Raw genomic sequence first — 18,979 nt, forward strand, 5'->3', positions numbered from 1 at the left:
AGACGGCATCCTCGAACCTGTTGTTGAAACCGTGGATGAAGACAAGGACGCTGCCGTCGGGGGTCTTTCTGACGCTCGCGCTCAGCCATTTCTTGGCCTCGTCTATGTTGAGATCGTCGGCCTTCACGGTCGCGAAATCGGTCGCGGGATTGGACGGCAGCTTCTTTGGCCAGGCGACCTGTCCTTCCTTGCGAACCTTGCTCGGCGGAATCGAGATCGTCATGTCAGCGAAGGCCGGAGCCAGCGCACGTTCTCCGTTAAACATCTCACCTGGAACCGTCGACCGTGTGCGGGTCGTCGCGATCAGCATGTCGACCTTTGGCGACTGCGGAGACGTGTCGGCCACAGGTGTCAGCACGTCCTTTGGATGGCCGCCACATCCCGGAAGTAAGACAACTACTGCGCATACAACAAACCAACGAAGCCAACTCTTTTGAGCCGACGCCGACGCTACGCTACTTTGACTTCCCACAGATCGCCCTCATCCAGCAAAACGCCTGACAGCCCTCAGCCGCCTTGCCCTAACAGTAATAGACGCCGACCGCGCAGCGCCGAACCGTTCGGCGCGCCACTCCGGCAACGCTGTATGGCGTCAGCGGTCTGCCGATCCTGGCTTCTGCCGGCGAAATAATTCCGGTGAGACCTGGAATGGAAATCGTTTCCCCGGCGATTAGACCGAACATGCCAACGACCGCGGCAATCAGGAGAACTCTCACGCGTATGAACAGGGTCATTGCTTCGCTCCTTTTGCGAGGTGATCGGGAAGCTCGTCGGTATCCTTGAGCTTCGACAGATCGACCTTCTTGGCGTCCGTGGTGTTTTTGAACGTGTAGTCTGCCGCCACGACGTCGGTGCCCGTCTTCCAGTCGCTGATCTGGATGCTGTATTGCGGCCCCTGATCGACCTGCGTCGCGGTGATCACATACCTGCAGGGGTAGGGATGTTCGCCTGGCGCGATCCATATCTGCCAGTCGACCTCCTTGGCGCGGAAGGCGAGGTGGTCGCACTCGGTACCGCCGATGACGCCGCTGCCGAGATCCTTCACGTCCGTCACGCCGTCCATCAACGTGCCGTAGACGTCGGGCAACAGGAGGTCAGCACCGGGAACAGGCCGGTGCAGCTTGTCTCGCATCTCGTCGACCAAGTGAGCGATCGTTCCGGGCACCTCGGCCTGCGCATAGAGATTGGCGTCCTTGCCGAAAAGGGTCGCGGTCTTGCCGTCGAAGACCATCTCGACATTGGCGAAACCGCCGTGCCGGGTGACGCGGAGCTTGTCCGGCCGGCCCATTTCTACCTTGCCGGAACTTGCCAGCAGGATCTTTTGATGCTCGGGGGTGACGACTTCTAAGTTGGTGTCGTAGGCGAAGGAGATGGCCTTCTCCGAGGCAAGGTAGTCGGACATCGCCTTCACCAGTTTCTTGGCGTCGGCCTCGTCGGCACGGGCTGCCGACAAGGATCCGGAAACAGTCAGGGCGAGCGCCCCTACCGCGATCGCAGCCGCGAAACGATGCTGGGATCTTCCTGTTGGTCTGGTCATCGACGCATGCCCTCCCGAGTGGATCGTTGCAATCGGCGAACTCTACAGTCGGACGACGGAGAGCGCCCGTAACATCTGGTAGCATCTGTGCCGTACGGCCCCGGACACTGGCCGCGCACAGGTCAACGCGGCACAAGCACTGACGAACCGGGAAGCGGCAGCAGCATCGATGCTCGCGCTTCGTCCGACGCCGGCAGGCCCGCCCTACGGAGGTCGGCCATGAGCCTCGCCCGGTCGCCAGGCTGGAGGTTCCTGGCCTTGAGTTCGGCGACGATATTCGGAACGAAATCCGGCCTCATCTCGTTGAACCGCAGAGCCTCGCGGCGCGCTTCGTCCATCATCCCGGCATTGACATAGATCACTGCGGCGACCCCGTGGAAGAGCGGAAACTTCTGCAGATCCGCCTGTTTGATTTCGATGACCGAGGTCTTGTCGTCGTTCAGCATGTAGGCCGCAAGCGCTCGAGTGCCGTGATAGTAGCCACCGCCGCCGGGGTTGAGAGCAAGCGCGCGGTCGAGCAGGGCCGCCCCACGCTCCCATTCCCCGCTCATCGCGACGCGGGTACCGAATTCGCCGAGCAGTTCCGTGTCGTTCGGGTTGGTCGCCAACGCCTGTTCCCCGACGCGGAGGGCTTCTGGAACCTCCTGGTTGAAGAACAACGCGGTCATCAGCGCCTGATGGGCACGGGTATTTCCTGGATCGAGTTGCACGGCGCGACGGGCCGCCTGCAGGCTGCGTTCAATCGCCGGCGCCGGGTTTGCGTTCGAATTGAACCGGTACCGATCCTCGTCGAGATAAATGATAGAGAGCATCGCCCAGGCGGTGGCGAAGGATGGATAGCGGGCCACGGCGCTCTCAAGGCAATCCCGCACCTCCAAATGCCGGGTGGCGCTCAATTCCGCACGGTAGCCATAGAAGCTCAACGTGCAGCCATAGACGCCGAGGTCGTCAGGCGACGGATGGGTTGCGTCTGCCCGAGCCATAATCCCGTAGGGCTGGGCCACGGCCGTCGCCACCTTGTTGGCAACGTCCGACTGAATCTTGAAGAGATCGCCACTCTTGGTGTCGTCGTCATAGGTCTGTGACCAGAGAATTTCGTTAGTGTCGGTGTCGAGCAGGCGCGCGGTTATGCGAACGCGGTCGTCCGAAACGCGAACGCCGCCCGCAAGAAGGAAGCGCGCCCCCAGCTTGTCACGGACCTGGGACGCCTCGACTTCCGATGGCAGGGACGTGGAGGTTTCGCGACCGAAGACCTTGATCTCCTTGAAGCGGGGAAGCGCGGTCAAAAGCTCCTCGGTCAATCCTGCCGTATAGAGCGCCGCCTTCGGACCATCGCCGAGATTGGCAAAGGGGGCGACGACGAGCGTCGGACCTTCTGATTGAGCTTTCGGAATTTTCGGCAAGGCCGGCAGTAAATATGCCGGCAGCATCAGAGCGATCATCACGACGCAGAGCATCAGAGCAGCTCCCGCGCCGATCGGCATCAGCCTCCGCCCTTGGGCGCGGGGCCCGGATAAGCTCGGATCGCCGGGGTTTATTGAATTTGCACCATCGTTCCACACGAAGGTCGGAACGTATCCACCCTTGGGGATATCTATTCGGATCGGATCATTCTGGCCCGCCACGAGGTAGTAGCGCTCCAGAGCTCGCCGCAGGCGTCCAGCCTCGATGCGAACGACGGGATCGTCTTGCGTGAACGCTGCCGATCGCTTGAACACTTCCACAGCGATCGAATAACCCTTTATCCGATCTCCACGCTCGGACAGCACTTCGCCCGTTACATACGTCAGGAATGCGGCGCTGCGGCCAACACTGGGGAATTCCGGACTGTTGACAACGCGCTCTAGCTGGTCGCGGATATCGTCCGATGTGGGAGGAGGGCGCGGCGACGATGGCGCGCGCCCGTCTGGCAGTTCGTTCTGCACGGCTTGCTCCTCACCCGCTCTTGAGGGGACGTGTCTATCACAGATTTCAATTCAACGTGAATGTAACCTATCGCAGAAGTTGATCACCGTCCACGCTGGCCTCAGCCGTCTTTCGAGACAGGTCGACGCCGCTGCAGCAGCGAGGCGTCGATACTCGTATCTTACAGTAACATACTTGCGCTTTTCCAGTCTCCGCCCAGGATCCTTCCTCGAAGGCAGCCTTGTGTCCTTAAGCGGGTCAGGACGGGGAGCCGCTCGCAACAAGGGGGCACATCGTGACAGCGCTGAAAGGACCGGTAGTGATCGAACAGCCGCTGAAGGGCGTAGGCACGATCAACGACACCGGGTGCTTTGCGGGTCACGGACGCATCACAGAGAGCGTCACGATCGGCCAAAAGTGCACACCAAGGCTTGGGTCAACCACTGCAGTCGCTATAACTTCTCCTGCCACTTATGCGCGCATGACCGCTGCGAACCAAAAGGAAGTTGTTCAGATGCTTACGAAACGCGCTCTGCTTCGCTCTGCTGCGATGGCTGCACTCGTCGCCACGACGGCGAAACCCACCCTGGTGAATGCAAAAAACAGCGCCGAATGGCCCAGCTTGATAGAGGCCAAGGATATCGCCGAGGAAGGCTTCATCTTTGGATTACCGCTCGTGATGAATTATGCGGTGATGCACGAGTTCGCCGTCGACCCCAAGTCCAGCCAATTCAAGGCGCCGTTCAATAAGATCGACAACCTCAACCACGTGGCGACCTACAAAGACACAGCGGTCGTCACGCCGAACAGCGACACGCCATACTCCATACTGTGGCTGGATCTGCGTGCCGAGCCGATGGTGATCTCCGTGCCGGCGGTGGAGAAGGAGCGCTATTATTCGGTGCAGTTGATTGATGGCAATACCTACAACTTCGGCTACATAGGTAGCCGCGCTACGGGCAACGAGGCGGGCTCCTATCTCGTCGTCGGACCCGACTGGAAAGGCGAGAAGCCCACCGGCATCAAGCAGATCTTTTCTTCGACCACCCCGTTCGTGTTCGCCAACTTTCGGACCCAGCTTATCAACGTCGAAGATATGCCAAACGTGGAAAAGGTGCAGGCCGGTTACAACGTGAAGCCGTTGTCGGCTTTCCTGAAACATCCCGCACCCCCACCCGCCCCGACGATCGACTTTCGGCCGGCCACGACGCAGGGCATTAAAGACAACTTCTTCGACTATCTCGATGCCGCCCTCGAATTCGTGCCGCCCACGGAAGAGGACAAGGCCATTCGTGCCAAGCTCGCGCGCATTGGTGTGGGTCCGGGTAAATCATTTGATTTCAAGGACCTTCCGATCGCTCATAAACTGGAAATCGGCCTTGGCATGAAGGATGGCGATGAGAAGGTCGCCAAGTTTGCTGCCAGCGGAATGAAAGACATCAACGGCTGGAGCGTCGGTTCGTTCTTTGGCGACCGCGCCTTTTACAAGGGAGATTGGCTAAAGCGTGCCGCCGCTGCCAAGGCGGGTCTCTACGGAAACGATGCCGTCGAAGCCATGTACCCCTTTACCCGCACGACCGCGACAGGCGAAACGCTCGACGCCAGCAAGCACAACTACACGATCACTTTTCCCGCCGGGCATCTCCCGCCGGTGAACTCCTTCTGGTCGGTAACGATGTATGACGGGAAAAGCCAGCTCCTGATCAAAAACCCGATCAACCGCTACCTCATCAACTCGCCGATGTTGCCCGGCATGAAGAAAAACGAGGATGGGTCGCTCACCCTCTATATCCAGAAAGACAGCCCCGGCGCGGACAAGGAAGCTAACTGGGTGCCTGCGCCTGATGACACGATCTATCTCGTGATGCGCCTGTACTGGCCGAAGACCGAAGCGCCTTCGATACTGCCGGCTGGCGAGGGCATCTGGAAGCCGCCCGGTATCATTGTGGCGCAATAATTATCCCGACGATGATTAATCCCGACCATGCTGATGCGTGGCGTCAAACGCGATGAGAGAGCAATGACACGCACGACAAGACTGCTTTTCGCCACGGCCGCGGTTGTCCTGATGGGTATGGGCACCGCTTCCGCCGACACGGCGACCGCTTCCGCGCAGACCTACAAGATGACGACGCCTATCGCACCGGGCGTTGCCGTGCCGGACAAGATCGAGTCCTCGATCGGGACCCTGAATCTCAATTACGGCTACCCGTCGGCCGATACCGTCGACAAAATCTACGACAACCTGGACCGTTCGCGCGCGCTACAGGCTTATCTGCTGGCGATTCCAATCGTCAATCAGGCCGGCATGCGCGAATCGATACGCAAGTTCGGACCAGATAACCAGACCAACGTGATCTGGGAAAGTCTGATGGATTCCAAGACCGTCGCGCTGACTGGCAACGACAACACGATCTACAACTTCATGTGGGTCGACACGAGCAAGGGTCCGGTCGTGGCAGAGATTCCGCCCAAGGTGCTCGGGACGGTCGACGACTTCTGGTACAAGTGGGTGGGCGACATCGGCATCACCGGGGCCGACAAGGGCGAGGGCGGCAAGTACCTCCTGTTGCCGCCCGGATTCAAGGGCGACATACCAGCCGGGTATCACGTTTTGCGGCCGAGCACCTTCGGCAGCTACTTCGTCTTTCGCGCTTTCCTCGTCGACGGCTCCGCCCAGCCTGCGGTAGATTCGGTCAAGAAGAACCTGCGAATCTATCCCTTGGCCGAGGCCGCCAACCCGCCGCCGATGAAATTCGTCAATGCCTCTGGAATTCCTTCGAACTTTGTCTCACCGGGTGACTACTCATTCTGGACCCTGTTGAACCAGGTCATCCAGGATGAGCCGGCGGGCGGTTCCGATCCCACCACCTTGGGCCTGTTCGCCTCGATCGGCATCGAAAAGGGCAAACCCTTCGCACCCGACGAGCGGATGAAGAAGATCCTCACCGACGCCGCCAACATCGGGGCCGTGACGGCACGGACGATCGCCTTCAAGATCCGCCCGAAGGATGCGTATTTCTACCCGGACAGTGCGTGGCGCCTGCCGTTTTTGGGCGGCTACAAGTTCGAGACAGCGCCCGGTGTCAGCAACTTGGACGGTGCCGTCTTCTTTTACTACTTTGCCATTGCCGTGACGCCGGCGATGGAGGAAAAAATGGTGGGGCAGGGCTCGCAATATCCCTGGTCGGTGCAGGATGCGAAGGGCAATCCCTTCGATGGCGGCAAGAACTATAAGCTACGCCTGCCGCCAAATATCCCCGTCAAGGATTTCTGGTCGGTCATCGTCTACGACAACCAGACCCGCTCGATGGTGCAGACCGACCAACAGGCCCCGAGCGTCAGCAGCCAGAGCAAAGGCGTCAAGGTCAATGCGGATGGTTCGACGGATGTCTACTTCGGACCCAAGGCTCCGGCAGGAATGGAGAACAACTGGGTGCAGACCATTCCGGGCAAGGGCTGGTTCACGCTTCTGCGCCTATACGGTCCGCTGGAACCGTGGTTCAACAAGACCTGGAAGCCGGGCGAGATCGAGCTGGTGGAGTGATTAGAAAACGCCGATGAGACGGAAATTGAAGCGATCAGGGCTGGCTCGTTGAACGTGATCCTGACGTTCCGTCCCTGGTGAACGAGTGGCGTCCGATCGAGATCGAGGAAGTTTACAGAGCTCAAGTATCCAAGGGGCATCTAGCCGTTGGTAAAAGGCACGGGCTGGGCTTTGCCGGGGCGCTGTCGGGGATCGCACCCCGGTCGGGGATATTCCGCTCGCTTTTCTGCTCTTCAATGTCGGCGTCGAGATCGGATAGCTGATCTTCATCGGACCGGTGATCGAGCTGATTGCGCTTGCAAACTGGTTCATGGAGCGGGTTGCTGCGTTCTAGCGGGAAGCCATAATCCCGGAACGTTACGATACAAACGGTAGATGGAGATGCCTAGTCATTATGTTCTGAGATCGCCTGCTGTGAGGCGACGTACGCGAATGGATAAACCGGATGGGGAACGGTGTTGAATTCGTAAAGAGCGCCTTCAACGAGCGCGCCAAGGTGGTCGAGGAACTCGCCGCATGCAACGAGGGGTTCCGAGACCTCTGCGACGACTTCGAAATTGCCAACGACGAGGAACTGCGATGGGAGCAGTCAACCGCTCCGGAGCGCGATGAGCGCCTCGCTGAATATAGGGAGCTGATCGACAGCATGCGGACCGAGATCGAGCAGTCCCTCGATAGAGCCGCGGTCGTCCCGTTCAATCCGCCACGACCTTAACTGCCTACCAAGCATTCGACGTAAATTCACCACTCCAGATCAATCGCTCAAGGATAGGATAATGATGATAGATAGAGTTGGCATCTTCGCAGGAGCGGCACTCGCCGGTTTCCTCGCTCTTACCACGGTCGGGCGCGCCGACACCATGAGCTACGCCGATGCGGTGACGACGCTTGCCAAGGAGTGCGGCGCCGACATCAAGAAGTTCTGCAATGGCGAGAACCTCGGCAACGGCCGCATCCAGGCCTGCCTCGAGAAGAACGCATCCAAGGTTTCCCCAACCTGCACCTCGACCCTAGCCAGCGTCATGTCGTCGATCGCCCAGCGCCAGGACGCGCAGGCCTCGGTGTTCAAGGTCTGCCAGCATGACATCTCCCAGTACTGCAACGGCGTGAAGGGCGACGGGAACATCCTTTCCTGCCTCATCGAGACGAAGCGCGTCGACAACAGGGAATGCAACCAGGCAATTACCGACGCCGGATGGCGGTGAACCATGACCGGAAAGAGGGAAAACAACATGATCGCTCACGGCCTTCGCATTTCAATGGCACTCGGCCTGCTTCTGGCTCCGAGCATTGCTTCCGCCCAGCAGCTTAACAACAATCAGATCATGAGCACGCTCGGACAGGTGCGGTCAGCGGCACCAGCCGTCGATGTCGCCCTGCTGGTGGAAGAAGCGAACGCCAACGTCGGCAAAGGCGTCGCAGCGCTTCCCAATTGGAACAAGCTGTCGGAGCTCTCGCAGTTGATCGTCGAGATTGATTTCGAAAACAACTCGACGGCCATCGAGCCGAAATCCTACCGCACCGTGGGGCTGATTGCGGACGCTCTGCATCATCCGGATCTGTTTCGTTACAAATTCCTGATCGTCGGGCACTCGAGCGCGACCGGAAGCGCGAAACATAATCTCGAACTCAGCCAGAAACGCGCCGACGCAATCAACGAAGCGCTGTCGACCACCTTCGCGGTTTCCCCTGACCGCCTTTTTTCAGTGGGAGCCGGCGAGGAATGGCCGATCGATCCCGGTCATCCGGAGTCGGCCGACAACCGACGTGTACAACTGATCAACCTGGGACTTTTGAGGTAATGCCCGCGTGGCCGAACTGGAGGACGAACAGTGCTTAGGATCTCGCATGTCTGCATGATCGCGCTTGCAGCAGGCCTTCTATCTTCAACGCCGGTTCTCGCGCAGGACGCCATCTCGGCTCCCGCGCAGAAGACGATCGGCGCAACCAAGTCAAAAGTGGTGCCGTCGCTGGCCGTCCTCAATTCCGGAGGGGCAAAGCTTGAGAACGGGAAGCTGACGATGAGCGGCATCTCGGCGGTGTCTATCGTGTTTGCCGACCGCCCGGTGCGCTCTGCCGGTCATGTCTTAACTTCCGAGTTCATCAAGCAGTGGGATGAAGGCCCGGACAGTTTCGCCAAGGATCCGCCCAATGCGACGATTTCGGTCCTGAGCGGCAAGGGCGATACCGTCGCCGATGCCGTCGTCGTCCTGAAAACGCCGAAGCTCGAGGGCGGAAACCTGACCTTCGACGTCGCCGTGCTCGAAGGTGATCTCGCCGGAGCCGATGGGCCTGCTTCATTGTTCATCGATTGGTTTGCGGCACGTGGCCCTTACGGGGGCGTCGCCATCGGGGGCGCTGGTTTCCGCGCCCCGGTCTGGCGTGGCGGATGGTACGCACATCCTGGCGCATATTACGGAGCGGGCCTCGTGGCGGGGGCGGCGGTGGGAGCGGCCGTGGCGTCCGAACGCCCTTACTATCCGCCGCCGGCATGCGGATATTATCCCTATCCTCCCTGCTACTAGCGCCAGGGTACAGCAACATGCCCGTGCTGGTGTCGGCCCGGTGGGAGGCTTGCAAAAAGGCCTTCCACCGGAGCTGATAAGACTGAGGACATAGCGATTGGAGCATCTATCGAATCCTGATCCAGTTCTGGAAATACTCGTCGGCACTGTGTTTCTGATTGTGGTCATCTTCGTGCATGGAGCTGGTATCCGAAGCATCAGCCTTCGGTTCAGCAAATCCTGGGCACAGGTCACCAGCGTCACATCTCACTGGCGACTGAACCTGATGCTGGCGGTGACGATCGCCGCGCTAGCGCTCCTGCATTTCGCAGAAACCCTGATTTGGGCGGTTCCTCTCTATGCCAGAGAGATCATCCCCTCGATGCGCGACAGCTACTACTACGTCCTCGAGAGCTATACGACGCTGGGGGAGGGCAACGTGACCCTTCCAGATCGGTGGCGGCTCCTTGGTCCGATCATCGCAATGTCCGGCCTGTTTACCTTCGGTTGGACGGGAAGCGTCCTGGTCAGCATCATGACGGACTTCGGCAAATTCGACAAACTGCAGGCGAGGCGGGAGCGCGTGGAGGAAGAGAAGGCGGAGTGTGAGGATGCCCGCCTTCTCGAACACGAAGCCGGGAGAATGTGATCGACTGCACCGCGCATCATAAGATACCATCCGATGGCCGCGCTTTCGCCAAATCCTGCGACATCGCCCGGATCCCTCTGAAATGAAAGATATGTAGATCTCGCTCAGGAAAAGGTTGGAGGGAGAAGGTGCGAGTCGCCTCGGAGCGCAAGCAACCATTCGCTAAAGTCCTGGAACTCTTTCCCTACCGAAAATGTCACCGTGATTTGATCTTCAGGTCGAAGCCGCCGCAACCAGGCGGTAAGGCCTTCATCCCCGATGCGCCGGTCGCATTAAAGGTCGAGCATTCTCTCATAACAAAAAGGAGTGACCATGCTTGACCATTCCGCAGGCGATAGGCGGGACAGCACCGCTGCAAGCTTCATACTAAGATGCATGAAGCTCACGGAGGAGCGGGGCGCATATCATGTACTTGCCCTGCGGCTTCGAGAGAATGACGCCGAGTTTCGTGCGACTGCCTCGCTGAAGGAGCTTCACGACTACCAGCTTCTCCGCGATAGCGCCAACAGAGCTTTTGCGCACGAGAGAAAGCCGGCAGGGGCAGCCTTCTCAAACTTGATCATTCCCTCAATCGGATGCTCATTGAGAGCGGCGTCATGAACCTGAGCACGATTTTTCGCACGGAAGGTCAACCAGAGAAGGGAGTGGGCGTTGAAGTAGACGGCGATGGCCTCTCGTCCGGATTTTTATCCCACCAAGCAGAGTGGCGCCGGATTCTCGAGCAAGAAGCGGAAGACCAATATACGGTGATGTTGAATCACCTAGAGCGTTCCCATCTCAGAAGAGCGATCGAAGTAGACATCCTCGGGATAGGACGTTTCTCTGCCATTTTGATTACCGGTTCCAGTCCCGTTCTTCGACAGCGTGTCAGATGTCGAGGCTTGGTTTAGCTCAGACATGGTCTATGAGCCCAATCCCACCATTCCTTCCCGTTGAGCTTCGCAAGGGCGTCGGCTCGTTGGACCCGCTTCTCAAAACTTTCGCGATCCAAGTCCGAGGCGGTAGCTCTCGGCGTCTTACGCAAGAAGACCGTGAGCGAACTCAGCCCGTGAACACGTTCGATATCCTCCATTTCCGCGAGCCTTTCGAGAAACGGCTTTCCGGCGGTCAGCTCCACCACTGTCAAGCGGAGTTCTACATTGAGACCCCCGCAGGGGAGCTTATCCAGCAGCTTGAAGTACGACAGTTATTCGGGATTGGCATCAGATGATATCTTCGAACAAACTCCGAATGCTTCGAGAAGGATCATCTACCACGCAACGTGAGTTCCCGAAGAGTGCCGTGCGACTCGCGAGACGTTCCGATCAGCAAGGGAACCGAGGCCTCCTGACCGCATTTGATCGCAGAGAGTGGGCTCTCTGGTAGGAAAATCACCGCCGTACACGGGACGGAAAGGGCGTTTTCGGATCTCAGAGCGCAGGAGCATAGCTTGCCATGTGAAGATCTGGTCCGTCGAGGCATGCCACTCGCCGCGTATCGAATCTTCGCAACATGGCGACGCGAGTTCTTAAATCCCTGACCCGTCGAGCTCCTGGGCGTCGTCGCCTTCCCAGGGTGAGGGCATCGAGGTGCGATTGAGATTCGCCGAGGGCATCGGCATCCAGCACTTCAATTCCGGCTCGGCATATTCGACGACGCGGCCGGGCGAGGAATCAGATGCGCGCCAGCCTTCCGCACCGAACTGGTCGCCATTCGACCAATACGCGAGATCGACTTCTGCCTGCCCCTGTTCGGACGGGCGGATCGTGACGAGGATCCGACTGCCGTCTTTCGGCGCGCTTGCCATGTGGCGCCAGCGGTCTGGCTCGTCCATCGTTTTTCCTCCTGCCTTGCTGCAGGTTGTAAGTGTCGCCTCGCCATTGAAAACGGTCAACTCAAACTTTGCACAATCCATCCTGCGTATTCCGCTGCAAACCGCCGCTTGACAACGAATGCCCCCTGGTCGCTCGAGGGATGGTTTGGCGTGCTGCGGCAGGCGGAAAACCTGCCGCCGGTGCTGCATGCGATCGTCGCATGGATGCTTGGAATGAATTGGCCGTCCTGCAGCCTGCGCCCTGGCTCGGCCGGCTGCGCGTGAAGGGTGCCTTAGCGTCACTGACCGTTACTAATGGCTTTTGAACATTAGCACAAACTGATATTATCGCGGCGCGGGTACTACACTACGAGGCTCAACATGCGGCGTGGCCTGATATCTGGTGTCCTTCTGGCATGGGCTGCGATCTGTGTTTTGGCGGGTTTTGTTGTTGCCGACGAAGATGACATGACGACAGGTGAACGGCTCGCTGCATTATTGCGCGCCGGCCGGACGGTCATCTCGGGTCATCAAAAGCTTATCAACGACGAATCCCTGGGAAAAAAGGATCTCACGGGTCAACGTGTCGTCAACGAAGCGTTGCAGATCTTTGCCCAGCGCAAGGGCGATTCCGTCTCGGATCAGAATTTCAGCCCTCTCGATAAGCAATTGTTCGATGCGCAGGTCGCCGCGATAAAGGAAGTTGTCGACGAACATCAAAGTATGATCGATATGAAGGGTCTGGGCTTCAAGGGGTTCATTCCCTCGACCTTCGCCCGATTGGTCAATGAACGTTTCGGGGAAAAGGTCGGCGATAAGGCGAAGATGAAGGTGACGGCGCCGGAGGAACTGATCCGCAATCGCAAGGCGCGCCCGGATGATTGGGAGCAGCACGTCATAGAGAGCAATTTTCTGTCTCCCGATTGGCCAAAGGGAAAATCCTTTACTGAGGATGTGGAGGTGAGCGGCCGCCAGTCTTTTCGCATGCTGATCCCTGAATATTACTCGGCATCCTGCCTGACGTGTCACGGCGGACCCAAAGGCGAGGTCGATGTAACGGGCTACCCGAAGGAGGGTAAAGCTCAAGGCGATTTGGCCGGTGCGATCAGCATTACGCTGTTCAAATGAGCGCCTTCGCCACCATTCCGATGCGGATCGGCCGCTTGACGGATCGAAAGATACCGCTTCGCCTTATCTGTCTTTCGGCCGCGCTTTTGGGCGCGTTGCTCCTCAGCGTTGCCTTCATGGCGCATGATTTGCGTGAAAATCAGCGGCGTGTTGAGGAGGCGAATGCGCGCTTTCATATGTTCGACGATGCTGCCAAAGCGCATCGCCATTTTGGCGAGGTCCGCTATTGGCTCACGGATCTATCGGTCAGCCTGTTGACCCTCTCGGAACGGCGCGCGCAAGAAGCCCGCAAAACGCTGGAACAAGATCTGGCCCGCATCAAGGTCTTCGCGCCCGATGAAGCGAACACGATCCTACAGGGTTCGAACGCCTACTTTGAAAAGGCGATGGAGGCCGTTGACGCCTACACCAATGACAACAGGGTCATCGGCAACTCCCGGCTGGCGGCGGCCAGAAGCTATAGCGATCAAATCGATACCGTGCTTATGTCGCTAGAACAGCGTCTCGAGAACGAAGCCGATCTGGCGCGCGACGCTGCCGATGCGACGGCGCGCAATACCTATATGCGAGCTCTGTTCGCAGCCGGCGTGACGACGTTGGCCTGCATTCTGATGACCTGGCTGGTGCTGCGCTCCATCCTCGTGCCCCTCGGCCGGATCGACAGGGCGATGACGCAGTTGACGAGGGGGCAGGACGATGTCGAACTGCCGCCGGAAGGCAGCGATGAATTCGGAAAACTTTCAAAGACGTTGCGATTGCTGCGTGACAGCCAGGCTGAGCGTCGAGAGCTTGAAGCGGTTACCGAGCGCCAGCGCAATACGGTAATGACAGCGATAGAGACGATTCCCGATGGGTTCGCGTTTTTTGACGCGAACGACCAGCTGGTTTTGGTCAACCAACGTTATCTTCAATTGTTTCCGGAGATTGCGGACCTGATGACGCCTGGAAGGCCCTTTGAAGATATCATTCGTGCGCAGGTCGAACGCGGCACGACCGATATCGGAAACGGCGGCATAGAGAGTTGGGTCGCTGAGGCCATGCAGCGTCACCGCGAGCCGCAGGGCATGATCGAGCGGCAATTCGCCAATGGAACATGGCTACGCATCGCCAAGCGAAAGACGCCGGAGGGCGGCACCGTGGCGGTCTATACGGATATATCGGATTTGAAGAACCGACAGGGGGAGCTGGAGGAGGCAAGGCGTGGCGCAGAGGTCGCCAGCGAAGAAAAGAGCCGTTTCCTCGCCTCCATGAGCCACGAGCTGCGCACTCCATTGAATGCGATCATCGGTTATAGCGAAATGCTCATCGAGGATGCCAGCGATCTCGGGCAGTCCGGGTTCATTTCGGATCTCAACAAGATTATGGGCTCGGGACGCCATCTCCTGGCGCTCATCAACGACGTTCTCGATCTCTCCAAGATCGAGGCGGGCAAGATGGAACTTTACGTCGAGCGCGTCAGTCTAAGACAGCTTCTTGCCGACGTTCAAAATACCGTAGCGCCGCTGATCGCCAAGAAGGGCAACCGTCTGATGGTGAGTGCCTCCGTCGAGAAGGACGAGATCGAGACCGATAAGACCAAGTTGCGGCAAAATCTGTTTAATCTTCTGTCAAATGCCGCCAAATTTACGGAGAACGGGGAGATCAAGCTTGCGGTGCGGCGTTACGAGGACGGAGTTGGCGAATGGCTCGAATTTGCCGTCAGTGACAGTGGAATTGGCATGACGAAGGAACAGCAGCAAAAGCTGTTCCATGCATTCGTACAGGTGGACTCGTCGACGACGCGCAATTACGGCGGGACCGGCCTCGGTCTGACCATCACCCAACATTTCGTCAAGATGATGGGTGGTGCCATTGCCGTCGAGAGCGAATTTGGAAAGGGCTCGACCTTCCGCTTCACAATCCCTGCGATCACCAGAACAGATATCGTCCAGGAAAATGCGCCGCAAAGCGATACCTTGGAAGGTGCGAGCGCGCATCCAACAGTTCTCGTGATCGATGATGAGGCGCGGGCTCGCAATTTCGTCTCCGATGCCGTTCGCGGCGCAGGCTTTACCGTGATCGAGGCGGCGGGTGGAGAGGAGGGCTTGGCAAAAATCCGCAGATTGCACCCGGACGCAATCGTCCTTGACGTGATCATGCCGGGTCAAGACGGTTGGTCCGTCCTGCGTGAAATCAAGTCGGACAAGGCAATCTGTGATATTCCCGTCATCCTCGCGACGGTTGTCGCCGATCGCGAGATGGGCCTGGCCTTCGGTGCCGTGGACCATCTGATCAAGCCGATCGACCCCCGGCAACTCGTCGATACTCTAAACGCAGTCGCCGGCGAAGCACGTCATGATGTGCTTATCGTTGACGACGACCCCGCAACCCGCGAACTTTTCCGCAGGGTCCTCGTCCGCGAGGGTTGGCGGGTTCGGGAGGCGGCCGACGGTCGCCATGGTCTTGATCAACTCGAGGCCGGACGGCCGACGATTATGGTTCTCGACCTGATGATGCCGAACATGGACGGTTTCACGCTACTTCAGGCGATCAAAGACAGGCGCGACTTGGCAGATATCCCAGTCGTTATCGTCACGTCGAAAGACTTGACGCGAGAAGAGCTGGATTGGTTGGGCGTTCGTGCAACTGAAGTAGTCAGAAAAGGAACCAAAGGTCGCTCCGATCTGATTGCAGCTTTAAAGCGACATCTTCCGCAAAAGGAAGAGGCGTGAGGAGAGAGGTTCGAATGGTCAAGATTCTTCTCGTCGAGGACAATGAGATGAACCGCGATATGCTCTCTCGCCGCTTGGAGAGACGTGGTTACGAAGTTGTCAGCGCAACGGACGGGCTCGCCGGGGTCGAAGCGGCGGTGACCACGAAGCCGGACTTGGTTCTGATGGATATGAGCCTTCCTGTCATCGACGGCTGGGAAGCAACGAAGCGGATCAAAACAAATCCCATCACTGCTACCATACCGGTGATCGCACTTACCGCCCATGCCATGGCCGGCGATCGTGAAAAGGCAATCGAGGCCGGTTGTGACGATTACGACACCAAACCGATCGAACTACCGGGTCTGCTCGACAAGATCGCCCGTTTGACCGGAGGGTAACGATCGTGGCTCCATCTCGGGACATCGGGCATCGCATGTATATCGCCAGAATCGCCCAAAACATCGTCGATCCGGCCCAGGCCATTCTGGGCTATCAGGAACTGATTACGGAAGAGGTGCGGGACGCGGGACCCAGTGATGCTTTGCCGGACCTTGAGAGGATATTGAGCGCCGCGCGGGAACTGAATACATTGATCAAGCGGCTTCTCGACATCGAAATGCCGGAGAGTGGGGATGCCCCCTCGCTCGATAGGCTTTTGCGGCATGATCTCAGAACGCCCATGAATGCCATTCTCGGCTATTCCGAGATGTTGATCGAGGACTTCGCCGATACCTTGCCGGCGCGTCTGCTGGAGGACGTGTCGAAGGTCATCCGTGAAAGCCGCAATTTGCTTGCGCAGATTGACGAAACACTTGATGGATCGCCCCCCGATGCGGATCAGGAATTTCAGCCTAAATTCGATGGAACGATCGCCGCCGATCTGGCTAGGACAATGGCGACCCGTTCTTCGGCCATCACGGAACGCGCAGGACATATCCTCGTCGTCGATGACACGGCGTCAAATCGCGATCTCCTGTCCAGACGCCTCCGCCGCGATGGACACACCGTCGTTGCGGCATGCTCCGGCGAGGAGGCGCTTTGTATCTTCGATCAGCAGGAGTTCGACCTCGTACTGGCCGATGTCTTAATGCCGGACATGAACGGTATAGAGCTTCTCGGCCAGCTCAAATCTGACGGACACTTTCGCGAGGTCCCGGTCGTGATGATTTCCGGCCTGAAGGATGACGACGCCGTTGCCCGTTGCATTGAAGCGGGGGCCGAGGACTATCTCCGCAAGCCGATCAATCCCGTTCTGCTCAAAGCGCGTATTGCCGCCTGCCTCGAGCGTCGTCGTTGGCGAACACGCGAAAAGCAATATCTGGCGCAGATAGAATTCGAGAAGGAGCGGGCAAACGCCCTACTTCATGCGATTCTTCCAAAGCAGGTGGTGAAGCGGCTTGCCGATGGAGAAGAAGTGATCGCCGATCGCATCGATATGGTGACTATAATTTTCGCCGACATCGTCAACTTCACGGAATTTGCAGCACGAACGCCAGCGGCAGCACTAGTCCGGAGACTGGGAGAGCTGTTTAGTCGTTTCGATGAACTTGCTGATCAATATGGCATCGAAAAGATCAAGACGATCGGTGATGCCTATATGGCGGCGTCGGGACTACCGGACCCTCGCGTGGATCACGCCGTCGCGGGCGTTGCGTTCGCCAAGGCACTATTGGCCGAAATGTCTGGAGGCGTCGCTGATGGATCACCGCTCAGCTTGCGGATTGGCATCCATAGCGGGCCGGTCATCGCTGGCCTAATCGGTCGGAAACGCTTTGCCTATGATGTTTGGGGACATACGGTCAATGTTGCAAGTCGTATGGAGTCTTGCGGCGTCCCAGGTCAAATTCAGATATCGCAAACGACGTTCGATGCACTTGGCGAAGGACGTTTGCCGGCCCGCCGGGAAATCATGAATATTCGCGGCATTGGGAGATGCACGACCTACCTTTTGGAATAACGCTTCATGTCGACGTGCTCCATGCAGGCCTGTTGCAAAGGATGACGGCTGGTGCAGAACGGTTCGTAGTTGCTGTTTCAAGCCGTGTAGGCGCCGAACTGCCGTGCTGATGAGACGCACATCCCACCACACTGTGGACGAAATGTGTATCAGGCTTCTTAGGTCGATTTCTGTCTTCCCTCTTGGCACCCATGGAGCGACTTCAGGTAGACCCTCGCTAAAGCGCGTCGCCCGTTTTTTGATTCAGGTTCTCGAATCGACCGATTTGTGATTCCTTCGTAGCTGGAAGGAGACCGATCATGGGCAAATCACATCCGATCGAGTTGCGTTCCCGTGTTATTGCATTCGTTGAAGAGGGCAACACCCATCGTGAGGCGTCCCGTCATTTCCGGGTGTCGCCTCGATTTGTGAATAACCTTGTTATCCTGAAGCGTGAGACGGGCTCTCTGCTGCCGAGACGACAGGGCCATGTCGGCGGCGGCAAGTTGAGCGACCATGGAACATGGTTCCGTGAACGTATGGCTGAGAAGGGTGATTTGACGCTTGACGAATTGTGCCTCGAGCTTGCCGAGCGCGGCGTCATTGTGCATCGCTCGAGCGTCGGCCGCATGTTGCACCGGCTCGGGTTAAGCCACAAAAAAAAGCCTCATGGCAAGCGAGCAGCTTCGTCCGGAAATCGCTCGGGCGAGAAATCTATGGATAGAAAGACGCAAGCCGTTTTTTGATAAGGCTCTGGCGCGCCTTACTTTTATCGATGAGACGTCGACGAACACAAAGCTGACAAAACGCTCCGGTTGGTCGTTAAGGGGCCAACGTTACCGCAGTCATGCGCCTTTCGGATCCTGGAAGACGCAGACGTTTATCGCGGGCCTAAGATCGCATTCCATGGTCGCGCCATGGATCGTCAACGCACCAATGAATGCCGAGATATTCGAGACTTGGATCGAAACGCAACTCGTCCCAACTCTATCAAAGGGCGACATCGTCATTGCCGACAATGTCGGTTTCCACAAAAGCCAAAAGGCCGAAAAACTCATCAGACAAACCGGTGCCAGGCTGCTGTTCTTACCTGCCTATTCGCCCGACCTGAACCCAATCGAAATGGCCTTCTCGAAACTCAAGTCGCTCCTACGAAAGAAAGCCGCAAGGAGCTTCGACACAATATCGAATGCCCTCAGTGACATCTGTGCACTGTTCTCCGTTGAAGAATGTCGAAACTACTTCAAGGCCGCAGGGTATGAGGCGATTTAGGTGCGACAAGCTTTAG

At 58.0% G+C, this 18,979-nt stretch carries 19 protein-coding genes; 14 read left to right on the forward strand and 5 right to left on the reverse strand.

Features of this window, described 5'->3' with window-relative positions; all coding sequences use genetic code 11:
- The 4 genes from BSG20_RS31800 to BSG20_RS31815 all read right to left on the reverse strand — a co-directional run.
- Positions 1–358, reverse strand: a 358-nt coding sequence (locus BSG20_RS31800; protein ID WP_143147558.1) for an alpha/beta hydrolase, incomplete at its 3' end; no start/stop codon positions are given.
- A gap of 163 nt (positions 359–521) precedes the next feature.
- Positions 522–734, reverse strand: a complete 213-nt coding sequence (locus BSG20_RS31805; RefSeq protein WP_072381733.1) for a hypothetical protein — start codon at positions 732–734, stop codon at positions 522–524.
- Positions 731–1,537: a DUF2092 domain-containing protein gene (locus BSG20_RS31810; RefSeq protein ID WP_072381735.1), complete on the reverse strand. Its 807-nt coding sequence runs from the start codon at positions 1,535–1,537 to the stop codon at positions 731–733. Before BSG20_RS31810 ends, BSG20_RS31805 begins: the two co-directional genes overlap by 4 nt.
- A 122-nt stretch (positions 1,538–1,659) precedes the next feature.
- Positions 1,660–3,462, reverse strand: coding sequence for an adenylate cyclase (locus tag BSG20_RS31815; protein ID WP_072381737.1), 1,803 nt, complete (start codon positions 3,460–3,462; stop codon positions 1,660–1,662).
- 494 nt (positions 3,463–3,956) lie between these two features.
- Between BSG20_RS31815 and BSG20_RS31820 the strand changes: the two genes are divergently transcribed.
- The 7 genes from BSG20_RS31820 (at position 3,957) to BSG20_RS31850 (ending at position 10,142) form a co-directional block, all read left to right on the forward strand.
- The gene (locus BSG20_RS31820; RefSeq protein ID WP_072381758.1) at positions 3,957–5,399 is read left to right on the forward strand and encodes a DUF1254 domain-containing protein; all 1,443 of its coding nucleotides are present in this window, start codon (positions 3,957–3,959) and stop codon (positions 5,397–5,399) included.
- Between the two features lie 63 nt (positions 5,400–5,462).
- Positions 5,463–6,989, forward strand: a complete 1,527-nt coding sequence (locus tag BSG20_RS31825; protein WP_072381739.1) for a DUF1254 domain-containing protein — start codon at positions 5,463–5,465, stop codon at positions 6,987–6,989.
- Between the two features lie 445 nt (positions 6,990–7,434).
- Entirely contained in the window at positions 7,435–7,704 is a 270-nt protein-coding gene (locus BSG20_RS31830; RefSeq protein WP_072381740.1) for a hypothetical protein, read from the forward strand.
- 61 nt (positions 7,705–7,765) lie between these two features.
- A complete protein-coding gene (locus BSG20_RS31835; protein WP_093041690.1) occupies positions 7,766–8,194 on the forward strand; it encodes a cysteine rich repeat-containing protein in 429 nt (142 codons plus the stop codon).
- 27 nt (positions 8,195–8,221) lie between these two features.
- Positions 8,222–8,791, forward strand: coding sequence for an OmpA family protein (locus tag BSG20_RS31840; RefSeq protein ID WP_072381742.1), 570 nt, complete (start codon positions 8,222–8,224; stop codon positions 8,789–8,791).
- A gap of 30 nt (positions 8,792–8,821) precedes the next feature.
- Positions 8,822–9,514 carry a hypothetical protein gene (locus tag BSG20_RS31845; RefSeq protein ID WP_072381744.1) on the forward strand — a complete coding sequence of 231 codons (693 nt, stop codon included), beginning with the start codon at positions 8,822–8,824 and terminating at the stop codon, positions 9,512–9,514.
- A gap of 97 nt (positions 9,515–9,611) precedes the next feature.
- Positions 9,612–10,142, forward strand: a complete 531-nt coding sequence (locus BSG20_RS31850; protein ID WP_072381746.1) for an ion channel — start codon at positions 9,612–9,614, stop codon at positions 10,140–10,142.
- A gap of 1,507 nt (positions 10,143–11,649) precedes the next feature.
- Here BSG20_RS31850 and BSG20_RS31870 read toward each other — a convergent pair.
- Complete coding sequence (locus BSG20_RS31870) at positions 11,650–11,955, reverse strand: hypothetical protein (RefSeq protein WP_072381760.1); 306 nt, start codon at positions 11,953–11,955, stop codon at positions 11,650–11,652.
- A gap of 108 nt (positions 11,956–12,063) precedes the next feature.
- On the opposite strand from BSG20_RS31870, the gene BSG20_RS35995 reads away from it, so the two are divergent.
- The 7 genes from BSG20_RS35995 (at position 12,064) to BSG20_RS38030 (ending at position 18,963) form a co-directional block, all read left to right on the forward strand.
- The gene (locus BSG20_RS35995) at positions 12,064–12,219 is read left to right on the forward strand and encodes a hypothetical protein (RefSeq protein ID WP_420884142.1); all 156 of its coding nucleotides are present in this window, start codon (positions 12,064–12,066) and stop codon (positions 12,217–12,219) included.
- 96 nt (positions 12,220–12,315) lie between these two features.
- On the forward strand, positions 12,316–13,062 hold the full coding sequence (locus BSG20_RS31875; RefSeq protein ID WP_072381750.1) for a Tll0287-like domain-containing protein: 747 nt from the start codon (positions 12,316–12,318) through the stop codon (positions 13,060–13,062).
- Positions 13,059–15,773 carry a response regulator gene (locus BSG20_RS31880; protein WP_072381752.1) on the forward strand — a complete coding sequence of 905 codons (2,715 nt, stop codon included), beginning with the start codon at positions 13,059–13,061 and terminating at the stop codon, positions 15,771–15,773. The genes BSG20_RS31875 and BSG20_RS31880 overlap by 4 nt, the downstream gene beginning before the upstream one ends.
- Positions 15,774–15,787: 14 nt before the next feature.
- Positions 15,788–16,153 carry a response regulator gene (locus BSG20_RS31885; RefSeq protein WP_072381754.1) on the forward strand — a complete coding sequence of 122 codons (366 nt, stop codon included), beginning with the start codon at positions 15,788–15,790 and terminating at the stop codon, positions 16,151–16,153.
- Positions 16,154–16,188: 35 nt separating this feature from the next.
- On the forward strand, positions 16,189–17,712 hold the full coding sequence (locus BSG20_RS31890) for an adenylate/guanylate cyclase domain-containing protein (RefSeq protein WP_072381756.1): 1,524 nt from the start codon (positions 16,189–16,191) through the stop codon (positions 17,710–17,712).
- A gap of 299 nt (positions 17,713–18,011) precedes the next feature.
- Entirely contained in the window at positions 18,012–18,437 is a 426-nt protein-coding gene (locus tag BSG20_RS38025; protein WP_244551822.1) for a helix-turn-helix domain-containing protein, read from the forward strand.
- Positions 18,361–18,963: an IS630 family transposase gene (locus BSG20_RS38030; RefSeq protein ID WP_143147551.1), complete on the forward strand. Its 603-nt coding sequence runs from the start codon at positions 18,361–18,363 to the stop codon at positions 18,961–18,963. The genes BSG20_RS38025 and BSG20_RS38030 overlap by 77 nt, the downstream gene beginning before the upstream one ends.
- Positions 18,964–18,979 lie beyond the last annotated feature (16 nt).

Source organism: Rhizobium tibeticum (genome assembly GCF_900110205.1).
Lineage (GTDB): Bacteria > Pseudomonadota > Alphaproteobacteria > Rhizobiales > Rhizobiaceae > Rhizobium > Rhizobium tibeticum.